Raw genomic sequence first — 14,714 nt, 5'->3', positions numbered from 1 at the left:
GTTAGAAGCGTTCTAGAGAACTGTTATGCGGGGGTGTCCGCGCAGCGTAAACGGCTACTGTGCCAGGCATGAGGAAGTTTGCTGTGCTGTGTGTCGGCGTGCTGGGGTTGATCTTGCTCGCCGGCTGCGGTGACGAGGACGCGAAACCCGCTCGGGACCGGACGTCGATGGCGGTCCCCGGGCCCGCCTCCGCGCTCGTGCCGCCAGGGCTGCACGAGCAGGCGCCGCCGAAGCGGGACAACAACTCCGGCGGCGAACCGATGTCCGACCGCAAGGAGGTGGTCACCGGCAGCGTCGAGATCACCGCCGACGCGCCGGTCGCCGCGGCAGGCACGGTCATCGAGCGGGTGCGGGCGGCGGGCGGGCGGGTCGACAGCCGCACCGAGCAGCCCGGCACCGGCGACACCGAAGCCAGCGCCACCCTCGTCGTCCGGCTGCCCGCGGACAAGACCGACGCGTTCATCGCCGACCTCGACGGGATCGGGCAGGTCACCCGGGTCAGCACCAACCGCGACGACGTCACCATGCAGTGGGAGGACCTGGACGCCAGGATCAAGGCGCTGCAAGCCTCGGTCGAGCGGCTGCGCGCGCTGATCGCAGGTGCTACCAACACCTCCGACCTGATCACCGCCGAGCAGGCGCTGTCCAGCCGGCAAGGTGAGCTGGACAGCCTCACCGCGCAGAAGCGGCGGCTCGATGACCAGGTCGCCCTGTCCACGCTGACCATCGAGATCACCACCGATCAGAAGAAGTCCGACGACGACCCCGACAGCTTCTGGGACGGCATCGTCTCCGGCTGGAACTCCCTGGTGGACTGGTTGCAGGACGCGGTCGTGTTCAGTGGCAAGGCGATTCCATGGCTCGGCTTCCTCGCGGTGGCGGCCGCCGTGCTCTGGGGCATCGTCCGGGTCGTGCGCCGTGGGAAGCCCGCCTCGGGCACGAGAGAATCGGCACCGGCTCCCGCGGAGCCCGTGAGCAGCGCCTCGGCAGGCGCGGAAACCAGCACAGGAGGCAAGCGTGCCGACGGTGATCAGGGCGATCATCAAGCCGAACAGCCGTAAGGGCCCGATGGTGGAAACCCTCGACGACGGCAGCCTGCACCTGTATGTGCGGGCTCCCGCCGTCGAGGGCAAGGCCAACAAAGCGGCCATCGAGTTGCTCGCCGAGCACTACGGAGTGCCCAAGTCCGCCGTTCGCCTGACTGCGGGCGCGACCTCCCGCTTCAAACGATTCGAGATCGATGACTGAGCGTCGATCGCCCTGTCTCGCAGATTATTCGCGAAGTGGCGTGGATCAGACGCCGCCGGGGAAGCCGAGCTGACGCCAGGCTTCATAGACGGTTACCGCGGCCGCGTTGGACAGGTTCATGGAGCGGCGGCCGGGCAGCATCGGGATGCGCAGCCGATCGGTGATGCGCGGGTCCGCGAGGACCTCCGCGGGCAGCCCGGTGGGTTCGGTCCCGAACAGCAGCACGTCGTTCTCGCGGTAGGCCACGTCGGTGAACCGGGTATCGGCCTGCGTGGTGAACGCGAAGACCCGCTCCGGGCGCAACACCTCCCACGCCGCCGCCAGATTCGCGTGCACCGTCACCGACGCCAGATCGTGGTAGTCCAACCCGGCCCTGCGCAACTTCGGCTCCGACAGCTCGAACCCCAGCGGCTCGATCAGATGCAGATGACACCCGGTCCCCGCGACCAACCGAATCGCGTTGCCGGTATTCGGCGGAATGCACGGCTCGTGGAACATCAGATGGAACACCGTTCCAGTCAATCAGGCGCCGCCACCGCCGGGGCGCCGGGTCTACCCGCCAGGGCTCAGCCGAAGCTGCCCGTGCTCGGCTTGCCGATCACGTCGACGGTGATGACGTCGGTCATCGACGTGTAGCCGTGGCGGGGATCACCGGTGGGGCGCTCCCAGGCGCATGCGCCACGCACGTGCATCTGTCCGGCGGGCAGGCTTCCGTTGCCGAGCGACGACTGGACCATCTTGCCGTCCGCGATGGCGAACGATGTGGGGTTGTTGCCGCCGAAGATCTCGCCGGTGTCGTCGTTGTACACCCAGCACACACCCTCGGCGTTCGGGTTGTGGAATTTCGCCGACACGGTTCCGGGCACCGAGAAGACCTCCTCGGTCACCGGAGGCGACAGCGGAGGGGTCGCGGTAGCGGTGGCGCCGGAGCCCAGCGCCATCGCCACGGCCGGAAGCGCGGCGGCGAGAAGGGGAAGTCGTCGAGTGGTCATGATCGACATGCTGTCAGCTCCCCGAACGTGCCTCTGTTTCCAGGGGCGGCAACACAACTGAGCGACAACGCTTTCTGATCCGGCGCGCGAGACGGGATCCGGGCCGGGCGCGGATGTCAGGCTTCGTGGATCCTGATCCGCCGGGGGTCGGGTGCCAGTAGCTGGATCAGCGCTGTGATGCTCTGCTCACCCAGTCCCTCGGCTACCGCTCGGCGCAGCAGGTCGTGCATCGGAGCATGCCAGGACATATCGACGCCCGACTCCGGGCCGAGCCGCTCGTCGTCGCCGATCGCGGCGTGGAACAGCGCGATCGATGAGCCGAGCCGGGTGAAGTCCCGGTTGTCGATCTCGTCGGCCATGATCGGAAGCAGTGACTCGATCATCTGTAGCCATTTGATCGAATACGGCACCATTGTGCGTGCGGCCAGACCGCGCGCGGACAGTACCGCCGCGCCTTCGAAGAATCCGAGCAGTGCGGGGAGAAGTGTGGCACCGACGGCGGATTCGTAGAGAGCGGCGAGGTCCGGTTCGGCGCCCAGATGGACAAGGTCGCCACCGAGTGCTCGCAGTGTTTCGCTGTGCTCGTCGAAGACGGCTTGTTCGCCGCCGAAGTACAGCAATGTGTCCGGCTTTCCGACAGCCGAAGGTACGTTCTTGATCGCGCCACCGAGAAAGCGCGCCCCTCGGCCGCTCGCCCAGCGCGCGAAATCCCGCGCGTCGGCAGGGGCGCCGCTGTTGAGAGTGACGAGGGTTCGCCCGTTCAGCTCGGTCTCGGCGGCGATCAGACTGCCACGGGTCGCCTGAAACGTAGTCAGACACGTGATGATCAGCGGGCTGGCGGCGATGGCATCGGCGACGGCGAGCTGCTGGCGCGCGCCCGCGGCCACCAGCGGAGCCGCCCGCTGCGGGCTGCGATTCCACACAGTGGTCGGATGTCCCGCCGCGAGGAAGGCTTCCGCGAGGGCGGAACCCATCGAACCCGTGCCGAGCACGGATACCGCAGGTTTCTGATCGCTCATGCGACTCCAATCGCGCGCTGTGCGTGAGACTCACGGTCCCGTGACAAGGACCGAGTGTTTGCCCACCCGGCGACAACGACAAGTACGCACTTTCGGGAGCAGTTCCGAACGTTCAGGTAAGTGGCCAGATGGCGGCGAGTAACACCGTGGCTTTTATGGCCGGAGTCACAATCGGCCGCCGTTATGTTCCGCCGATGCCGATAGACCGACGGCATAGTCCGGCACTTCGGTGGGGAAGTGCCGCCCGAGTTGGTGAAGGTCGTCGACGTGATCACGGTGGAGCCGCAGAAGACCTATGCCCGCTGGGCACCGGGGTGCAGCGGCGGCCGGATGCTCTCACCGGCTGAGCACGACGCATGGATGAGGTCACTTGGCAGGTGAGCGGCCGCAACCCGGGCCCCTCAGCCGCCGTCCGGCCGTTCGGCTCGAAGAACCTCCGGCGGACCGGGCGTGGGGGAGTCTGCAAGAATCTGGGTGTGACCGATGCCGACACGCCTATCGCGGAGCACCGGGGTGGTGCCCGGAGTCTGGGGGCGCAGTTTCTGCGCTGCCATCTGCCGATGGCGGTTGTGACGCTGGTCATGGTGGTGGCGGTGGTGTTCGTGGCGTCCGACCGGTGGCGGCGCGGCGCCTTCTTCTTCGGCGGTGCGACGCTGCTGGCGGCGGCGTTCCGATTGTGCCTGCCGACCGCGCAGGTCGGGCTGCTCGCGGTGCGCAGCAAACCCTTCGACGTCGGCGCGCTGACCCTGCTGGGCTCGAGCATCCTGTTCCTCGCGGCCACGATCAACACGCTCGGCGTCGGCTGACAGCTCGAGCGATCGGCGACCCGGCCGGGCCGGGTCGCCCTAGGTGATCAGCGGGCAGCGGCGTATCGCTCGGCGAAAATCGTTCGTTCACGCGGCCGTCGCCCGGGATGGGGCGGGACTGCGTCGCTGTAGCCGATGGTGATCAGCACCGCTATGGCGAGATCCTCGCGGTCGCCGATACCGATGGCTTCCTTCACCAGGTCCGGGTCCCAGCCGTTCATCGGTGCGGAGGCCAGGCCGAGCCCGGTGGCGGCGAGCATCGCGTAGGTGGCCGCGATCATCGCGTTCTTGACGGCGTTCTCCCGCAGCAGTCCGCGCTGCTCCAAGGCCAGGTACTCGGCGCGCGCGTCGAACAACGCGGTGAATTCGGCGTTCCACGCGCCGTTGCGGCCGGCCAGTTCGGCGATATCGGTGTTGTGCTTCCGCCAGGCGGCGGCATCGGCGACGAAGACCAGCACCACCGGCGCCTCCTTCGGCTGCGGCTGACCGAACGCCGCCTTCGACAGCGCGTCACGGCCGGACGCACTGGTGACGACCACGATCGACCGGTCCTGCATGTTCCACGCGCTCGGTGCCTGCATCGCCAACTCGAGCAATTCCTCGATCAGGTCGGGCGGCACCGGGTCGGGGCGATAGTGCCGTACCGTGCGACGTCCTCGAATCGCATCGGCCACCGAAAGTATCTGTGTTTCCATATTTCTTACTATTGGAGAGTCACACTCCAATGGGAAGAAGGCACTTTTCAGTGCGCTACACTCCGATAGGTGCGCACGTATCTCGAAGATTCGGGTCTGCCCGCCGACGTCTACTCCGCGAAGTGCCCCACGCGGGAGGTCCTGGACCACATCGCGGGCAAGTGGACGGTGCTGATCATCGACGCGCTCGCCGAGGGAACCATGCGGTACACCGATCTACGCCACCGCATCGACGGCATCTCCCAGAAGATGCTGACGCAGACGTTGCGTCAGCTGGAGACCGACGGATTCGTCACGCGGACAGTGCATCCCACCGTGCCGCCGCGGGTCGAGTACACGCTGACGGAGCTGGGTCACAGCCTGCGCACGCCGATAGCGGCGCTGCGGGAGTGGATCGAGACCAATATCAACCGAATCGAAGCGGCGCGGCGGGCCGCGGCGCTGTGAGGTGGCGACCAGCGAACCGGTCAGCGTTCGGGTCGCACACCGGTCCGGGCTAGTCGCATGGTCTCGGTCAGCAGTTTCGACACCGCCGCCGCCTCGGTGAGGAACCCGTCGTGCCCGTCGCGGGAGTGCACGATCTCCAGTCCGTCGCAGCCGGGGAGCAGATCGGCGAGCTCCTGCTGGGTACGCAGCGGGTACAGCCGGTCGGAGTCGACGCCACCGACCACGCAGGGCACCGGCGTCGCCGCGAGCGCCGCCTCGATGCCGCCGCGACCACGGCCGACGTCGTGGCGGTTCATCGCCTCGGTCAGCAACACGTAGGTGGCGGGATCGAAACGCTGGCACAACTTCTCGGCTTGGTGGTCGAGGTAGCTCTGCACCGCGTACCGGCCGCCGTTCCACGGGTCCTCGTCGCCCTGCGGTTTGTTCTCGAATCGGTGGTCCAGCTCGAATTCGGTGCGGTAGGTCAGGTGCGCGATCCGCCGAGCCAGGGCCATGCCCGTCGTCGGGGCGCGGCCGGTGCCGTGATAGTCACCGCCCTGCCAGTCCGGGTCGGCCTTGATCGCCGCGATCTGAGTGGTCTGGGTACCGATCTGGTCGGCGGTAGCGCGAGCGCCGACCGCCAGCACCAGCGCCGCGGCGACCCGCTCCGGTGCGCCGACCATCCACTCCAGCACCCGCATGCCGCCCATCGACCCGCCCACCACGGCGGCGAGCCGCTCGACGCCGAGCAGGTCCAGCAGAGCGGCCTCCGCGGTCACCTGGTCGCGGATGGAGATCTCGGGAAACCTCGCGCCCCATGGCTTTCCATCAGGGGCGAGAGTGGATGGCCCGGTGCTGCCCTTGCAGCCGCCGAGCACGTTCGTCGCGATCACACACCATTCGTCGGTGTCCAGCGGCGCGCCCGGCCCGACCATGCCGTCCCACCAGCCGGGCATCTCGTGTACGTCGTCGGGCTTGCCGACGACGTGCGAATCGCCGGTCAGCGCGTGTTCGACCAGCACGACGTTGTCCAGTCCGGGGGAGAGCTCACCCCAGCGTTGCACCGCCAGGCGCACGTCCGGGATGACCGCTCCGTTCTCCAGTCGCACATCGCCGATGGCGATGGTGCCGAGCTGCCCGTCCGAGGGCGGCAGGGCGACGGCGGAGGTCCGGGCGCTCCGTTCGGTATCCACGGTCACGTCGTCGCCGCCGCGAAACCGGCGCGCAGATCGGCCGGAATGTCCTCGAGGCCGACCGCGAGACGGACCGGTTCTGGGGCGAGCCGTTCCTCGGGTGTGAGCTGCGAATGCGTCGTCGACGCGGGGTGAATCACGAGGGAACGCACCTTCCCGATGTTAGCCACGCGGGTGTGCATGGCTGATCCGACCTGAGTGGGGTGCGTAGTCCGGTAGGTCGGCAGGGCGGCCGCATCGATCGGTCCGTCCGGAGTCCGGCCCGATTGCTCGGTCTCGAAGGACCACTGCGTCGGGTCGTGTTCGGCCCCGCGCACGGTGGATTCACTCATGGTTTGCTCCCAAAAGGTGTTCGCCGGTACAGCAGGGGTTAGCGGTGTGAACAACAACACATGCCGGCGACCTCCTGGTACGCGCTTGCTCCCGGCTTTCGGGAGCCAGGTCATCACCCGGAGCACCCCACCGCGGATGGAGGGTTGCCGACCAGCGAGCCGGGGCTTGGCGCTGATACTCATGACCTGCCCGGCATCATAACCGGCGGTCCGTCAGCGTCCGAAATCCTCCAGCGCACGCCCCTGATCGGAGGCAGTCGGCGCGACGCAGCAGCTGCGCACGAATTCGTCGTAGGTCTCGGTGAAGTTGGAGCGCCCGGCCCGGGCCGCGGTGGCCATGTCATCGTCCAGGAACAGGTCGTCCGAGCACTCCATGCCGACGTGGCCGATCAGCTGCCAGGTGCCGACGATGAGCCGCACCGCGCGGGCGTCCGGTTCGGTGCCGAGGCGCTCGGCGACCACCGCGGCGATGGCGGTGTTCTTGTCGTCGGCGTGTTCGAGACTGCGCGCGCTGACCGACGGACTGCTGCGCAGGATCCGCTGCATCTTCTGGAACTGCCGGAACGACAGCGGGTCGGCCTCACCCGCCTCGGCGGCTCGATCGACCACGGACAGGAAGGCCTGCCGCAGCGCGGCGAGTTCGTTGCCGGTGCGCGGCAGCTGACGCAGGGTCTCGGCCACGGTGCGGCCGAAGTCCTGGACCGGCCCCAGCACGATGTCCTCTTTGCTGTCGAAATAGCGGTTGATCGTGCGCGGCGAGACATCCGCGGCGTTGGCGATCTGCTCGATCGTGGTCGCCTCGAAGCCCTGGGCGTCGCACAGGTCGAGGGCCGCCGCGATGATGCGCAACCTGGTCTGTTGCTTCTTGCGTTCGCGCAGGCCCGGGGCGCTCGCGGCAGCTGCAGCGGCGCTCGTGCCCATCGACGTCGATGACTCGAGCATGTCCCGATGGTAACCCAACCCTCCGTTCTTCTGTCCGTAACAGTCAAATGTCGTATTGCGACATTTTTCGCTTGACGACAAATGGCGTCCAATGCCAGGATGGCTTCAGTTCATCGAGGGACGAGGAGATGACCGTGACGGACACGGCGACAGCGGTGCACGCGCCGCACAAACCGGGCGGCTCAGCGCGCTGGCTCGCGCTGGCAGTGATCGCATCGGCCCAGCTCATGGTGGTTCTGGACGCCACCATCGTGACCATCTCGCTGCCGTTCGCGCAGCGTGATCTCGACATCAGCGACGGCAACCGGCAGTGGATGCTCACCGCCTACACGCTGATCTTCGGCGGCCTGCTGCTGCTGGGCGGCCGGATGGCCGACTACCTGGGGCGCCGCCGGATCTTCATCATCGGCCTGATCGGCTTCGCGGGCGCTTCGGCCCTGGCCGGTCTCGCCCAGAACGGTGCGGAGTTGTTCGCCGGACGCGCGCTACAAGGCGCGTTCGCCGCACTCTTGGCCCCGGCCGCGCTCTCGCTGCTGTCGGTGACGTTCACCGAGCCAGGTGAGCGGGCCACCGCCTTCGGCGTGTTCGCGGGTATCTCCGCGGGCGGTGCGGCGCTCGGCCTGATCGCGGGCGGCGCGCTCACCGAGTACGCGTCGTGGCGCTGGTGCCTGCTGGTCAATACGCCGATCGCGCTGCTCGCGCTGCTCGGAGCGCTGGCCTGGGTGGCGAAGGACGTGCCGGCGCCGCGCGTCGGGGGATACGACATGCCCGGTGCCGTCACGGTGACGCTGGGCCTGATCGCCATCGTGTACGGCTTCAGCCGCGCCGCCGAGGACGGCTGGCTGGCCGGTGGCACCCTGGCGCTGCTGATCGCCGGACCGGTTCTGCTCGCCGCCTTCGTGGTGATCGAACGGCGGTCGTCGAACCCGCTGTTGCCGCTGCACATCCCGGGCGAGATCAACCGGGGCGGGGCGTTCCTCGCGGCACTGCTCATCCCGATCGCGATGTTCGCGATGTTCCTGTTCCTGAGTTACTACTTCCAGATCACGTTGGGCTACTCGGCGCTGAAAGCCGGCTTCGCCTTCCTGCCCTTCCCGGCGGGCATCGCGATCTCGGCGGGTGTCACCAGCGCCCTGCTGCCGAAGCTCGGCCCCCGTCCGCTGATGGTGGCGGGCGCCGTGCTGGGTGTCATCGGCTTGGTACTGCTGGCGCAGCTCGGCTACGGCGACAGCTTCCTCGCCGGGGTGCTGCCTGCCCAGGTGCTCATCGCGCTCGGCATGGGCCCGCTGTTCGTCGGGATGCAGACGGTGGCGCTGCACCAGGTGGAGGAAGCGGACTCGGGTGTGGCGTCCGCGCTGCTGAACGCGGCGCAGCAGGTCGGCGGCGCGGTCGGGACGGCACTGCTGACCACCATCTCGGTGCAGGTCGCCGAGACCTTCGCCCAGGACAACCCCGGCATCGACAACCTGGCCGCGCGCGCCGCGATCCACAGCTACGACGTGGCCTTCTACGTCGGCGCCGGGTTCTTCCTCGCGGCCATCCCGATCATCGCCCTGATGATCCGGGACCGGCCGCAGAACCTGATCGAAGGCTCCGAGGAGGGGGCCCGGGTTCCGGTCGCGGTCTGATCCATCGGCGGCGAGGTCCGCGCAACGTCACGGCGTTGTGCGGACCTCGCCGTTTTGCGGGGAAGTTGCCGAGCTCGAACGGAAGGCGGATCATAGCGGCGACGGCGGTTGCGCGGGTGCCCGTCGCGGTGCTGAGAGGCACCGCTGACCTACCAATCGGTAACAAAGGTGGCCCAGCTCACTCCGGGGGCTGCCCGTGCGGTGAGGACTTCGGCAGCAGTACGCTTGTCTTGTTTGCACCACACGTCTCGCGGACAACGCGGGACATATACGTTGTCTGTTGGAACAGCTGGGGTCCGCTCACAAGCGTGTTCGCCTGGCCGTGCAATGAGGGCACCATCCTAGGAGGACACGAAGATCCATGTCCAAGATCAAGGTTGAAGGCACCGTCGTAGAACTCGACGGCGACGAGATGACCCGGATCATCTGGCAGTTCATCAAGGACAAGCTGATCCACCCCTATCTCGACGTGAACCTGGAGTACTACGACCTCGGCATCGAATACCGAGACAAGACAGACGACCAGGTCACCGTCGACGCCGCCGAGGCCATCAAGCGGCACGGCGTCGGTGTGAAGTGCGCCACCATCACCCCGGACGAGGCGCGGGTCAAGGAATTCGGTCTCAAGAAGATGTGGCGTTCGCCCAACGGCACCATCCGCAACATCCTCGGCGGCACCATCTTCCGCGCCCCGATCATCATCTCGAACGTTCCCCGGCTGGTTCCCGGCTGGACCAAGCCGATCATCATCGGCCGCCACGCTTTCGGTGACCAGTACCGCGCCACCGACTTCAAGGTGTTCCAGGGCGGCACCGTCACGTTGACCTTCACCCCGGACGACGGCAGCGAGCCGATCGTGCACGAGGTCGTGAAGATGCCCGAGGACGGCGGTGTCGTCATGGGCATGTACAACTTCCGCAAGTCGATCGAGGATTTCGCGCGGGCGTCGTTCAACTACGGCCTGCAGCAGAACTACCCGGTGTACATGTCGACGAAGAACACCATCCTCAAGGCCTACGACGGCATGTTCAAGGACACGTTCCAGGACATCTTCGACGCCGAGTTCAAGAGCCAGTTCGACGCCGCGGGCCTGACCTACGAGCACCGCCTCATCGACGACATGGTCGCCTCCTCCATGAAATGGGAGGGCGGTTACGTCTGGGCCTGCAAGAACTACGACGGCGACGTGCAGTCCGACACCGTGGCCCAGGGCTTCGGTTCGCTCGGCCTGATGACGTCGGTGCTGCTCACCCCGGACGGCCAGACCTGTGAGGCCGAGGCCGCGCACGGCACCGTCACCCGGCACTACCGCCAGCACCAGCAGGGCAAGCCGACCTCGACCAACCCGATCGCGTCGATCTTCGCCTGGACCCGGGGCCTCGAGCACCGCGGCAAGCTGGACAACACTCCCGAGGTCATCGGCTTCGCGCAGACCCTGGAGGACGTCGTCATCAAGACCGTCGAGGGCGGCCAGATGACCAAGGACCTCGCGCTGCTCGTCGGCGGGGACCAGGGCTACCTGAGCACCGAGGAGTTCCTCGGCGCGCTGGACGCCAACCTGGCTCGCGCACTGCGCTGAGTTCGCGCGGCGCCGTCTCGGGCGCCGAACCGCGGGGCCGAGCCGCGTCGCCTCGGCCGACTCCGGCGCTGGGTGCTCACCCAGCGCCGGGCTGACACAATCGGGCACCCGCCCCACCTCCGGTGGAACGGGTGCCCGGACTGTTTTCGGGGCTACTTCGCGCCGGCCCCGGCTCGATCGAGCAGGCCCGCGACGGCCCGGGTGAAGCTCGCCGCGCCGTTGCCGCGTTCGACTTCGGTGTCGAACAACCGCTGCAGGGGATCGAGCAGGTCGGTCGCCACACCCTGGTCGCGGCTCGTGACCCGAATGTTGGCCAGACCGGCCTGGTTCACCGAGAGATCGGAGAAGTTGACCGGGTACTGCTGGGAGTCGATCTCGGCGGCGAGCACGGGCAGCATGTCCAGCAGGGAGCGCAGCCATGGGACCAGGAAGCCGTCGGTGAACTCGCCCGCGGTGAAGTCCGCGCTGCCCACCATTGCGACCGCCTGGAAAAATCCGGAGAACATGCCGTACATGCCCGCCAGCACGGCCATGTCGTGCAGGCCCGCCAGTCCCGCGTCCGCGCCGAGGTACTTCGCGTTGCCCAGTTGGGCGATGGTGGCGCGGTGTTCGGTGTGTGCGGCGGGGGAGCCGCTGTACATCAGCAGGGTGTCGGGCGTGCCGAGAGTTTGCGGGACGCCGAGGATGCCCGCATCCAGGAAATGCCCGCCGCGGGCGTCGATCGCGCCGGCCAGGTCGCGCGCCTCGTCGGGACGACCGGTGGCGACGTTCAGGACGGTGCGCCCATCCAGGTTGTCGGGAATCGCGCCGAGCAGGCCGCCGGCCGCGCCGGTGTCGGCCAACGCCACCACGACGAGCCGTCCCGCCGCGATCGCCTCGGCCGCCGAAGCCGTCCGCGTGGCGCCCAGCTCGCCGAGTCGCGCGTCCTTGCCCGCCGACCGATTCCACACGGTGGTCGGATGGCCGCCGCGCAGGAAGATCTCGGCGATCGCCGCGCCGATGCGCCCCAGGCCGAGGACGGTGACCGGGGTCCGGTTGTCGTTCATTGGTTCCTCCGTCGATATGTGAGTTCGGGTGGGGCGCCCGCAGATCAGTGTCGGCGCTTCGGGCGGAGGACAGTGAGTGGCAGGACTGACCAGCATCGAACGTTTACTGCCATATGCTGGGACGTATGACCGGCAGAACCGTGGCCATGGCGATCGCTCCCGGAGCACTGCATCCATGGGATCTCTACGAATTGGGAGTGGTGGCGTCGATCTTCGGCACGCCGCAGCCCGATCTGGCCGACCCTTGGTATGAGCTGCGTGTGTGCTCGGTGACTCCGGAACCGGACACCCAAGAGATGGGCTTCGGGGCGTTCCTGCGCCCGCGATACGGCCTGGCCGAGTTGCTGGCGGCCGACACGGTGATCGTGCCGTCCGTCGCGCAGGACTGCGTCACCGCCGAACGCGAACTGCCGGGGGAGTTGCTCGACGCATTGGCCGAAGCCCACCGCCGCGGCTCCCGCATGGTGGCCCTGTGCGACGGCACCTTCGCGCTGGCCGCAGCCGGACTCCTGCACGGCCGCCGCGTCACCGCGCACTGGGAGCACGCGCCGCTGCTGGCCGAGCGCTATCCGAGCGTCGAGGTCGACGGCTCGGTGCTCTACGTCGACGACGACGACATCCTGACCAGCGCGGGCATGACCGCCGCGCTGGACCTCTGCCTGCACTTGGTGCGCCGGGACCTCGGTGCCGCCGTGGCCAACCGGCTGGCCCGCCGCATGGTGATCCCGCCGCACCGCTCGGGTGGGCAGGCGCAATTCGTCGACCTGACGGTTCCGGCACGCGCCGAGGACGACCTCGGTCCGGTGCTCCAGTGGGCCATCGCCCACCTCGCCGAACCGCTCACCGTGGAGACCTTGGCCGCCAAGGCGAACATGAGCGAGCGCACTTTCCACCGTCGCCTGCAACGGTCCACGGGCGCCACCCCGATGCAGTGGCTGCTCGGGCAACGCCTCGCCCATGCCCAATCGCTGCTGGAATCCACGGATTACGGCATCGAGCGGATCAGCCGGATGTGCGGGCTCGGCACCGCCACCAATCTGCGCCGCCACTTCTCCGGTGTGGTCGGAGTATCGCCCGCCGAGTACCGGCGCACCTTCCGGCAGGGCGAACCGGCGGACGTCCGCCCGGGGCGGCAGTTCGGGGTGATCGTGCCCGCGGGTGCACGAGGTCTTCGGCCCGCCCGGGTGCACGCGAGTGCCCCTGGATCCGCGTAGCTCGTCGCCGCGCATCAAGGCGTGGTGGGGCCGAGTGTTCGGCCTTCGACGTGTCCGGGTGCGGCCGCAATCGGACACGCGGGACTCGCCCACGATCAGGGCGCGGCAGGAGCGAGCGGGGGCGGAGGCATTTCGGCATGCAGCGGTTGGTCGGGTAATCGGGAGCGCGGGCCGATGCTGGAGTGTGGCACGCCGACCGGGTCATTCGTCCTTATTGCGGGGATTCTGGGGTTGACCTGCGTCATTCATCGACGTCGCGGTGGGCGAACTCACGTTTGCCCGGGAAGCGAAGACGGCCCGCGAACGGTTACATGAACACGTGACCAGTCCCGTGACCACGAGCACCGCCGCGCCGCCCGAGCGAACAGATTGGCACGTGCCCGCCATGCTGGCCCTTGCCCTCGGCGGATTCGGAATCGGCACAACCGAATTCGTCACCATGGGGTTGCTGCCGGATATCGCGTCGGCCGTCCACGTCTCCGAGCCGACGGCGGGGCACGCGGTGTCGGCCTACGCGCTCGGGGTGGTGATCGGCGCTCCCCTGATCGCCGCGCTGGCCGCGCGGGTGGCACGCAAGCGGCTGCTCATCGCGCTCATGGTGGCCTTCACGCTGGGCAATGCCGCGACCGTGCTGGCGCCCACGTTCGAGACGCTGGTCCTGGCCCGGTTCGTCTCGGGATTGCCGCACGGCGCCTACTTCGGTGTCGCCTCCTTGGCCGCCGCAACCCTCGCTCCGGTAGGACAGCGGGCCAAAGCGGTTGCCGCGGTTATGCTGGGCTTGAGCGCCGCCAATGTCGTCGGCGTTCCCGCGGCCACCTGGCTCGGTCAGCATCTGGGCTGGCGGGACGCGTTCGTGGTGGTCGCGCTGATCGGGATCGCCACCGTGGCCGCGTTGCTGCGCTTCGTCCCGGAACTCACCGGCATCACGATGACCAACCCGATGACCGAACTCGGCGCGCTGCGCCGTCCTCAGGTGCTGTTGACGCTGCTGGTCGGCGCCATCGGGTTCGGCGGGATGTTCGCCGTCTACACCTACATCGCGACCACGCTCACCGACGTCGCGGGTCTGCGGGCCGGTGCGGTGCCGTTGGTGCTGATGCTGTTCGGCGTGGGCATGGTGATCGGCAACATCGTCGGCGGTGTGCTGGCCGATCGCGGCGTGGATCGCGCCGTCTTCGCGGCGATGATCGCGATGGCCGTCATCCTGGGCGGCTTCGTCGCCGCCGCCCACAACCCCTACACCGCGGCGGTCGGCGCGTTGCTCGTCGGCGCCTCCGGGGCGGCATTGGCGCCCGGTCTGCAAACTCGGCTGATGGACGTCGCGGCCGATGCCCAGACGCTTGCCGCCGCCCTCAACCACGCCGCACTGAACATCGCCAACGCCGCGGGCGCCTGGCTCGGCGGGCTGGTCATCGCCGCGGGCCTCGGTTATACGGCTCCGGCCGTGGTCGGCGCCGGCTTGGCCGCGACCGGCGTGTTGTTGTTCGCCGTGACGGTCTGGATCGCGCGGAAATCCCGGGCACAGGTAGCGGCGCGGTGATCATGCCGCAATCGGTCGCCAGGTGATCGCCGGGAGCGGACCGTGACAAGACAA

Annotated in this window: 15 protein-coding genes, 1 pseudogene and 1 riboswitch; of the genes and pseudogenes, 8 read left to right on the top strand and 8 right to left on the bottom strand. The window is 68.2% G+C overall.

The annotated features are described in order from the left end of the window. Positions 1-68: 68 nt before the first annotated feature. Both LTT66_RS06980 and LTT66_RS06975 read left to right on the top strand, forming a co-directional pair. Positions 69-1,061, top strand: a complete 993-nt coding sequence (locus LTT66_RS06980) for a DUF4349 domain-containing protein (RefSeq protein WP_233065315.1) — start codon at positions 69-71, stop codon at positions 1,059-1,061. Then, positions 1,018-1,248 (top strand): DUF167 domain-containing protein, encoded by a 231-nt coding sequence (locus LTT66_RS06975; RefSeq protein WP_233065312.1) that lies wholly within the window; start codon positions 1,018-1,020, stop codon positions 1,246-1,248. The genes LTT66_RS06980 and LTT66_RS06975 overlap by 44 nt, the downstream gene beginning before the upstream one ends. Before the next feature lie 45 nt (positions 1,249-1,293). Here the strand turns inward: LTT66_RS06975 and LTT66_RS06970 are convergent, their stop codons facing one another. The 3 genes from LTT66_RS06970 to LTT66_RS06960 all read right to left on the bottom strand — a co-directional run bounded on the left by LTT66_RS06970 (position 1,294) and on the right by LTT66_RS06960 (position 3,259). Then, entirely contained in the window at positions 1,294-1,758 is a 465-nt protein-coding gene (locus tag LTT66_RS06970) for a tRNA (cytidine(34)-2'-O)-methyltransferase (protein WP_233065310.1), read from the bottom strand. Between the two features lie 56 nt (positions 1,759-1,814). Next, entirely contained in the window at positions 1,815-2,240 is a 426-nt protein-coding gene (locus LTT66_RS06965) for a hypothetical protein (protein ID WP_233065308.1), read from the bottom strand. 116 nt (positions 2,241-2,356) lie between these two features. After that, positions 2,357-3,259, bottom strand: coding sequence for an NAD(P)-dependent oxidoreductase (locus tag LTT66_RS06960; protein ID WP_233065306.1), 903 nt, complete (start codon positions 3,257-3,259; stop codon positions 2,357-2,359). Positions 3,260-3,819: 560 nt separating this feature from the next. Between LTT66_RS06960 and LTT66_RS06955 the strand changes: the two genes are divergently transcribed. Further along, the gene (locus LTT66_RS06955) at positions 3,820-4,065 is read left to right on the top strand and encodes a DUF3017 domain-containing protein (RefSeq protein ID WP_233069048.1); all 246 of its coding nucleotides are present in this window, start codon (positions 3,820-3,822) and stop codon (positions 4,063-4,065) included. A 47-nt stretch (positions 4,066-4,112) separates the two neighbouring features. On the opposite strand, the gene LTT66_RS06950 is transcribed toward LTT66_RS06955, so the two are convergent. Continuing rightward, positions 4,113-4,760, bottom strand: coding sequence for a nitroreductase family protein (locus LTT66_RS06950; RefSeq protein WP_233065304.1), 648 nt, complete (start codon positions 4,758-4,760; stop codon positions 4,113-4,115). Between the two features lie 69 nt (positions 4,761-4,829). Between LTT66_RS06950 and LTT66_RS06945 the strand changes: the two genes are divergently transcribed. Beyond that, positions 4,830-5,207: a winged helix-turn-helix transcriptional regulator gene (locus LTT66_RS06945; RefSeq protein ID WP_195150610.1), complete on the top strand. Its 378-nt coding sequence runs from the start codon at positions 4,830-4,832 to the stop codon at positions 5,205-5,207. 20 nt (positions 5,208-5,227) lie between these two features. On the opposite strand, the gene metX is transcribed toward LTT66_RS06945, so the two are convergent. The 3 genes and pseudogenes from metX to LTT66_RS06930 all read right to left on the bottom strand — a co-directional run bounded on the left by metX (position 5,228) and on the right by LTT66_RS06930 (position 7,653). Next, complete coding sequence (metX, locus tag LTT66_RS06940) at positions 5,228-6,385, bottom strand: homoserine O-acetyltransferase MetX (RefSeq protein ID WP_195067284.1); 1,158 nt, start codon at positions 6,383-6,385, stop codon at positions 5,228-5,230. Next, positions 6,382-6,561, bottom strand: a pseudogene (locus tag LTT66_RS06935) (PLP-dependent transferase); the annotation flags it as partial. The gene metX and the pseudogene LTT66_RS06935, both read right to left, overlap by 4 nt. Before the next feature lie 226 nt (positions 6,562-6,787). Next, positions 6,788-6,898, bottom strand: a riboswitch (SAM riboswitch). Positions 6,899-6,924: 26 nt separating this feature from the next. Continuing rightward, complete coding sequence (locus tag LTT66_RS06930; RefSeq protein ID WP_233065302.1) at positions 6,925-7,653, bottom strand: TetR/AcrR family transcriptional regulator; 729 nt, start codon at positions 7,651-7,653, stop codon at positions 6,925-6,927. Positions 7,654-7,781: 128 nt separating this feature from the next. Here LTT66_RS06930 and LTT66_RS06925 point away from each other — a divergent pair, with 128 nt between their 5' ends. Continuing rightward, a complete protein-coding gene (locus tag LTT66_RS06925) occupies positions 7,782-9,281 on the top strand; it encodes an MFS transporter (RefSeq protein WP_195098602.1) in 1,500 nt (499 codons plus the stop codon). 361 nt (positions 9,282-9,642) lie between these two features. After that, the gene (locus LTT66_RS06920) at positions 9,643-10,860 is read left to right on the top strand and encodes an NADP-dependent isocitrate dehydrogenase (RefSeq protein ID WP_040864988.1); all 1,218 of its coding nucleotides are present in this window, start codon (positions 9,643-9,645) and stop codon (positions 10,858-10,860) included. 152 nt (positions 10,861-11,012) lie between these two features. Here the strand turns inward: LTT66_RS06920 and LTT66_RS06915 are convergent, their stop codons facing one another. Continuing rightward, positions 11,013-11,906 carry an NAD(P)-dependent oxidoreductase gene (locus LTT66_RS06915; protein ID WP_233065299.1) on the bottom strand — a complete coding sequence of 298 codons (894 nt, stop codon included), beginning with the start codon at positions 11,904-11,906 and terminating at the stop codon, positions 11,013-11,015. Positions 11,907-12,031: 125 nt separating this feature from the next. Between LTT66_RS06915 and LTT66_RS06910 the strand changes: the two genes are divergently transcribed. Both LTT66_RS06910 and LTT66_RS06905 read left to right on the top strand, forming a co-directional pair. Next, complete coding sequence (locus LTT66_RS06910) at positions 12,032-13,120, top strand: GlxA family transcriptional regulator (RefSeq protein WP_233065296.1); 1,089 nt, start codon at positions 12,032-12,034, stop codon at positions 13,118-13,120. Positions 13,121-13,505: 385 nt separating this feature from the next. After that, positions 13,506-14,660, top strand: coding sequence for an MFS transporter (locus LTT66_RS06905; RefSeq protein ID WP_233069046.1), 1,155 nt, complete (start codon positions 13,506-13,508; stop codon positions 14,658-14,660). Positions 14,661-14,714 lie beyond the last annotated feature (54 nt).

It is taken from the genome of Nocardia gipuzkoensis (genome assembly GCF_021183645.1).
GTDB classification, from domain to species: Bacteria; Actinomycetota; Actinomycetes; order Mycobacteriales; family Mycobacteriaceae; genus Nocardia; species Nocardia abscessus.
The sequence above is the reverse complement of the archived record's forward strand: the minus strand, read 5'-3'. Positions and strand labels throughout refer to the sequence as shown.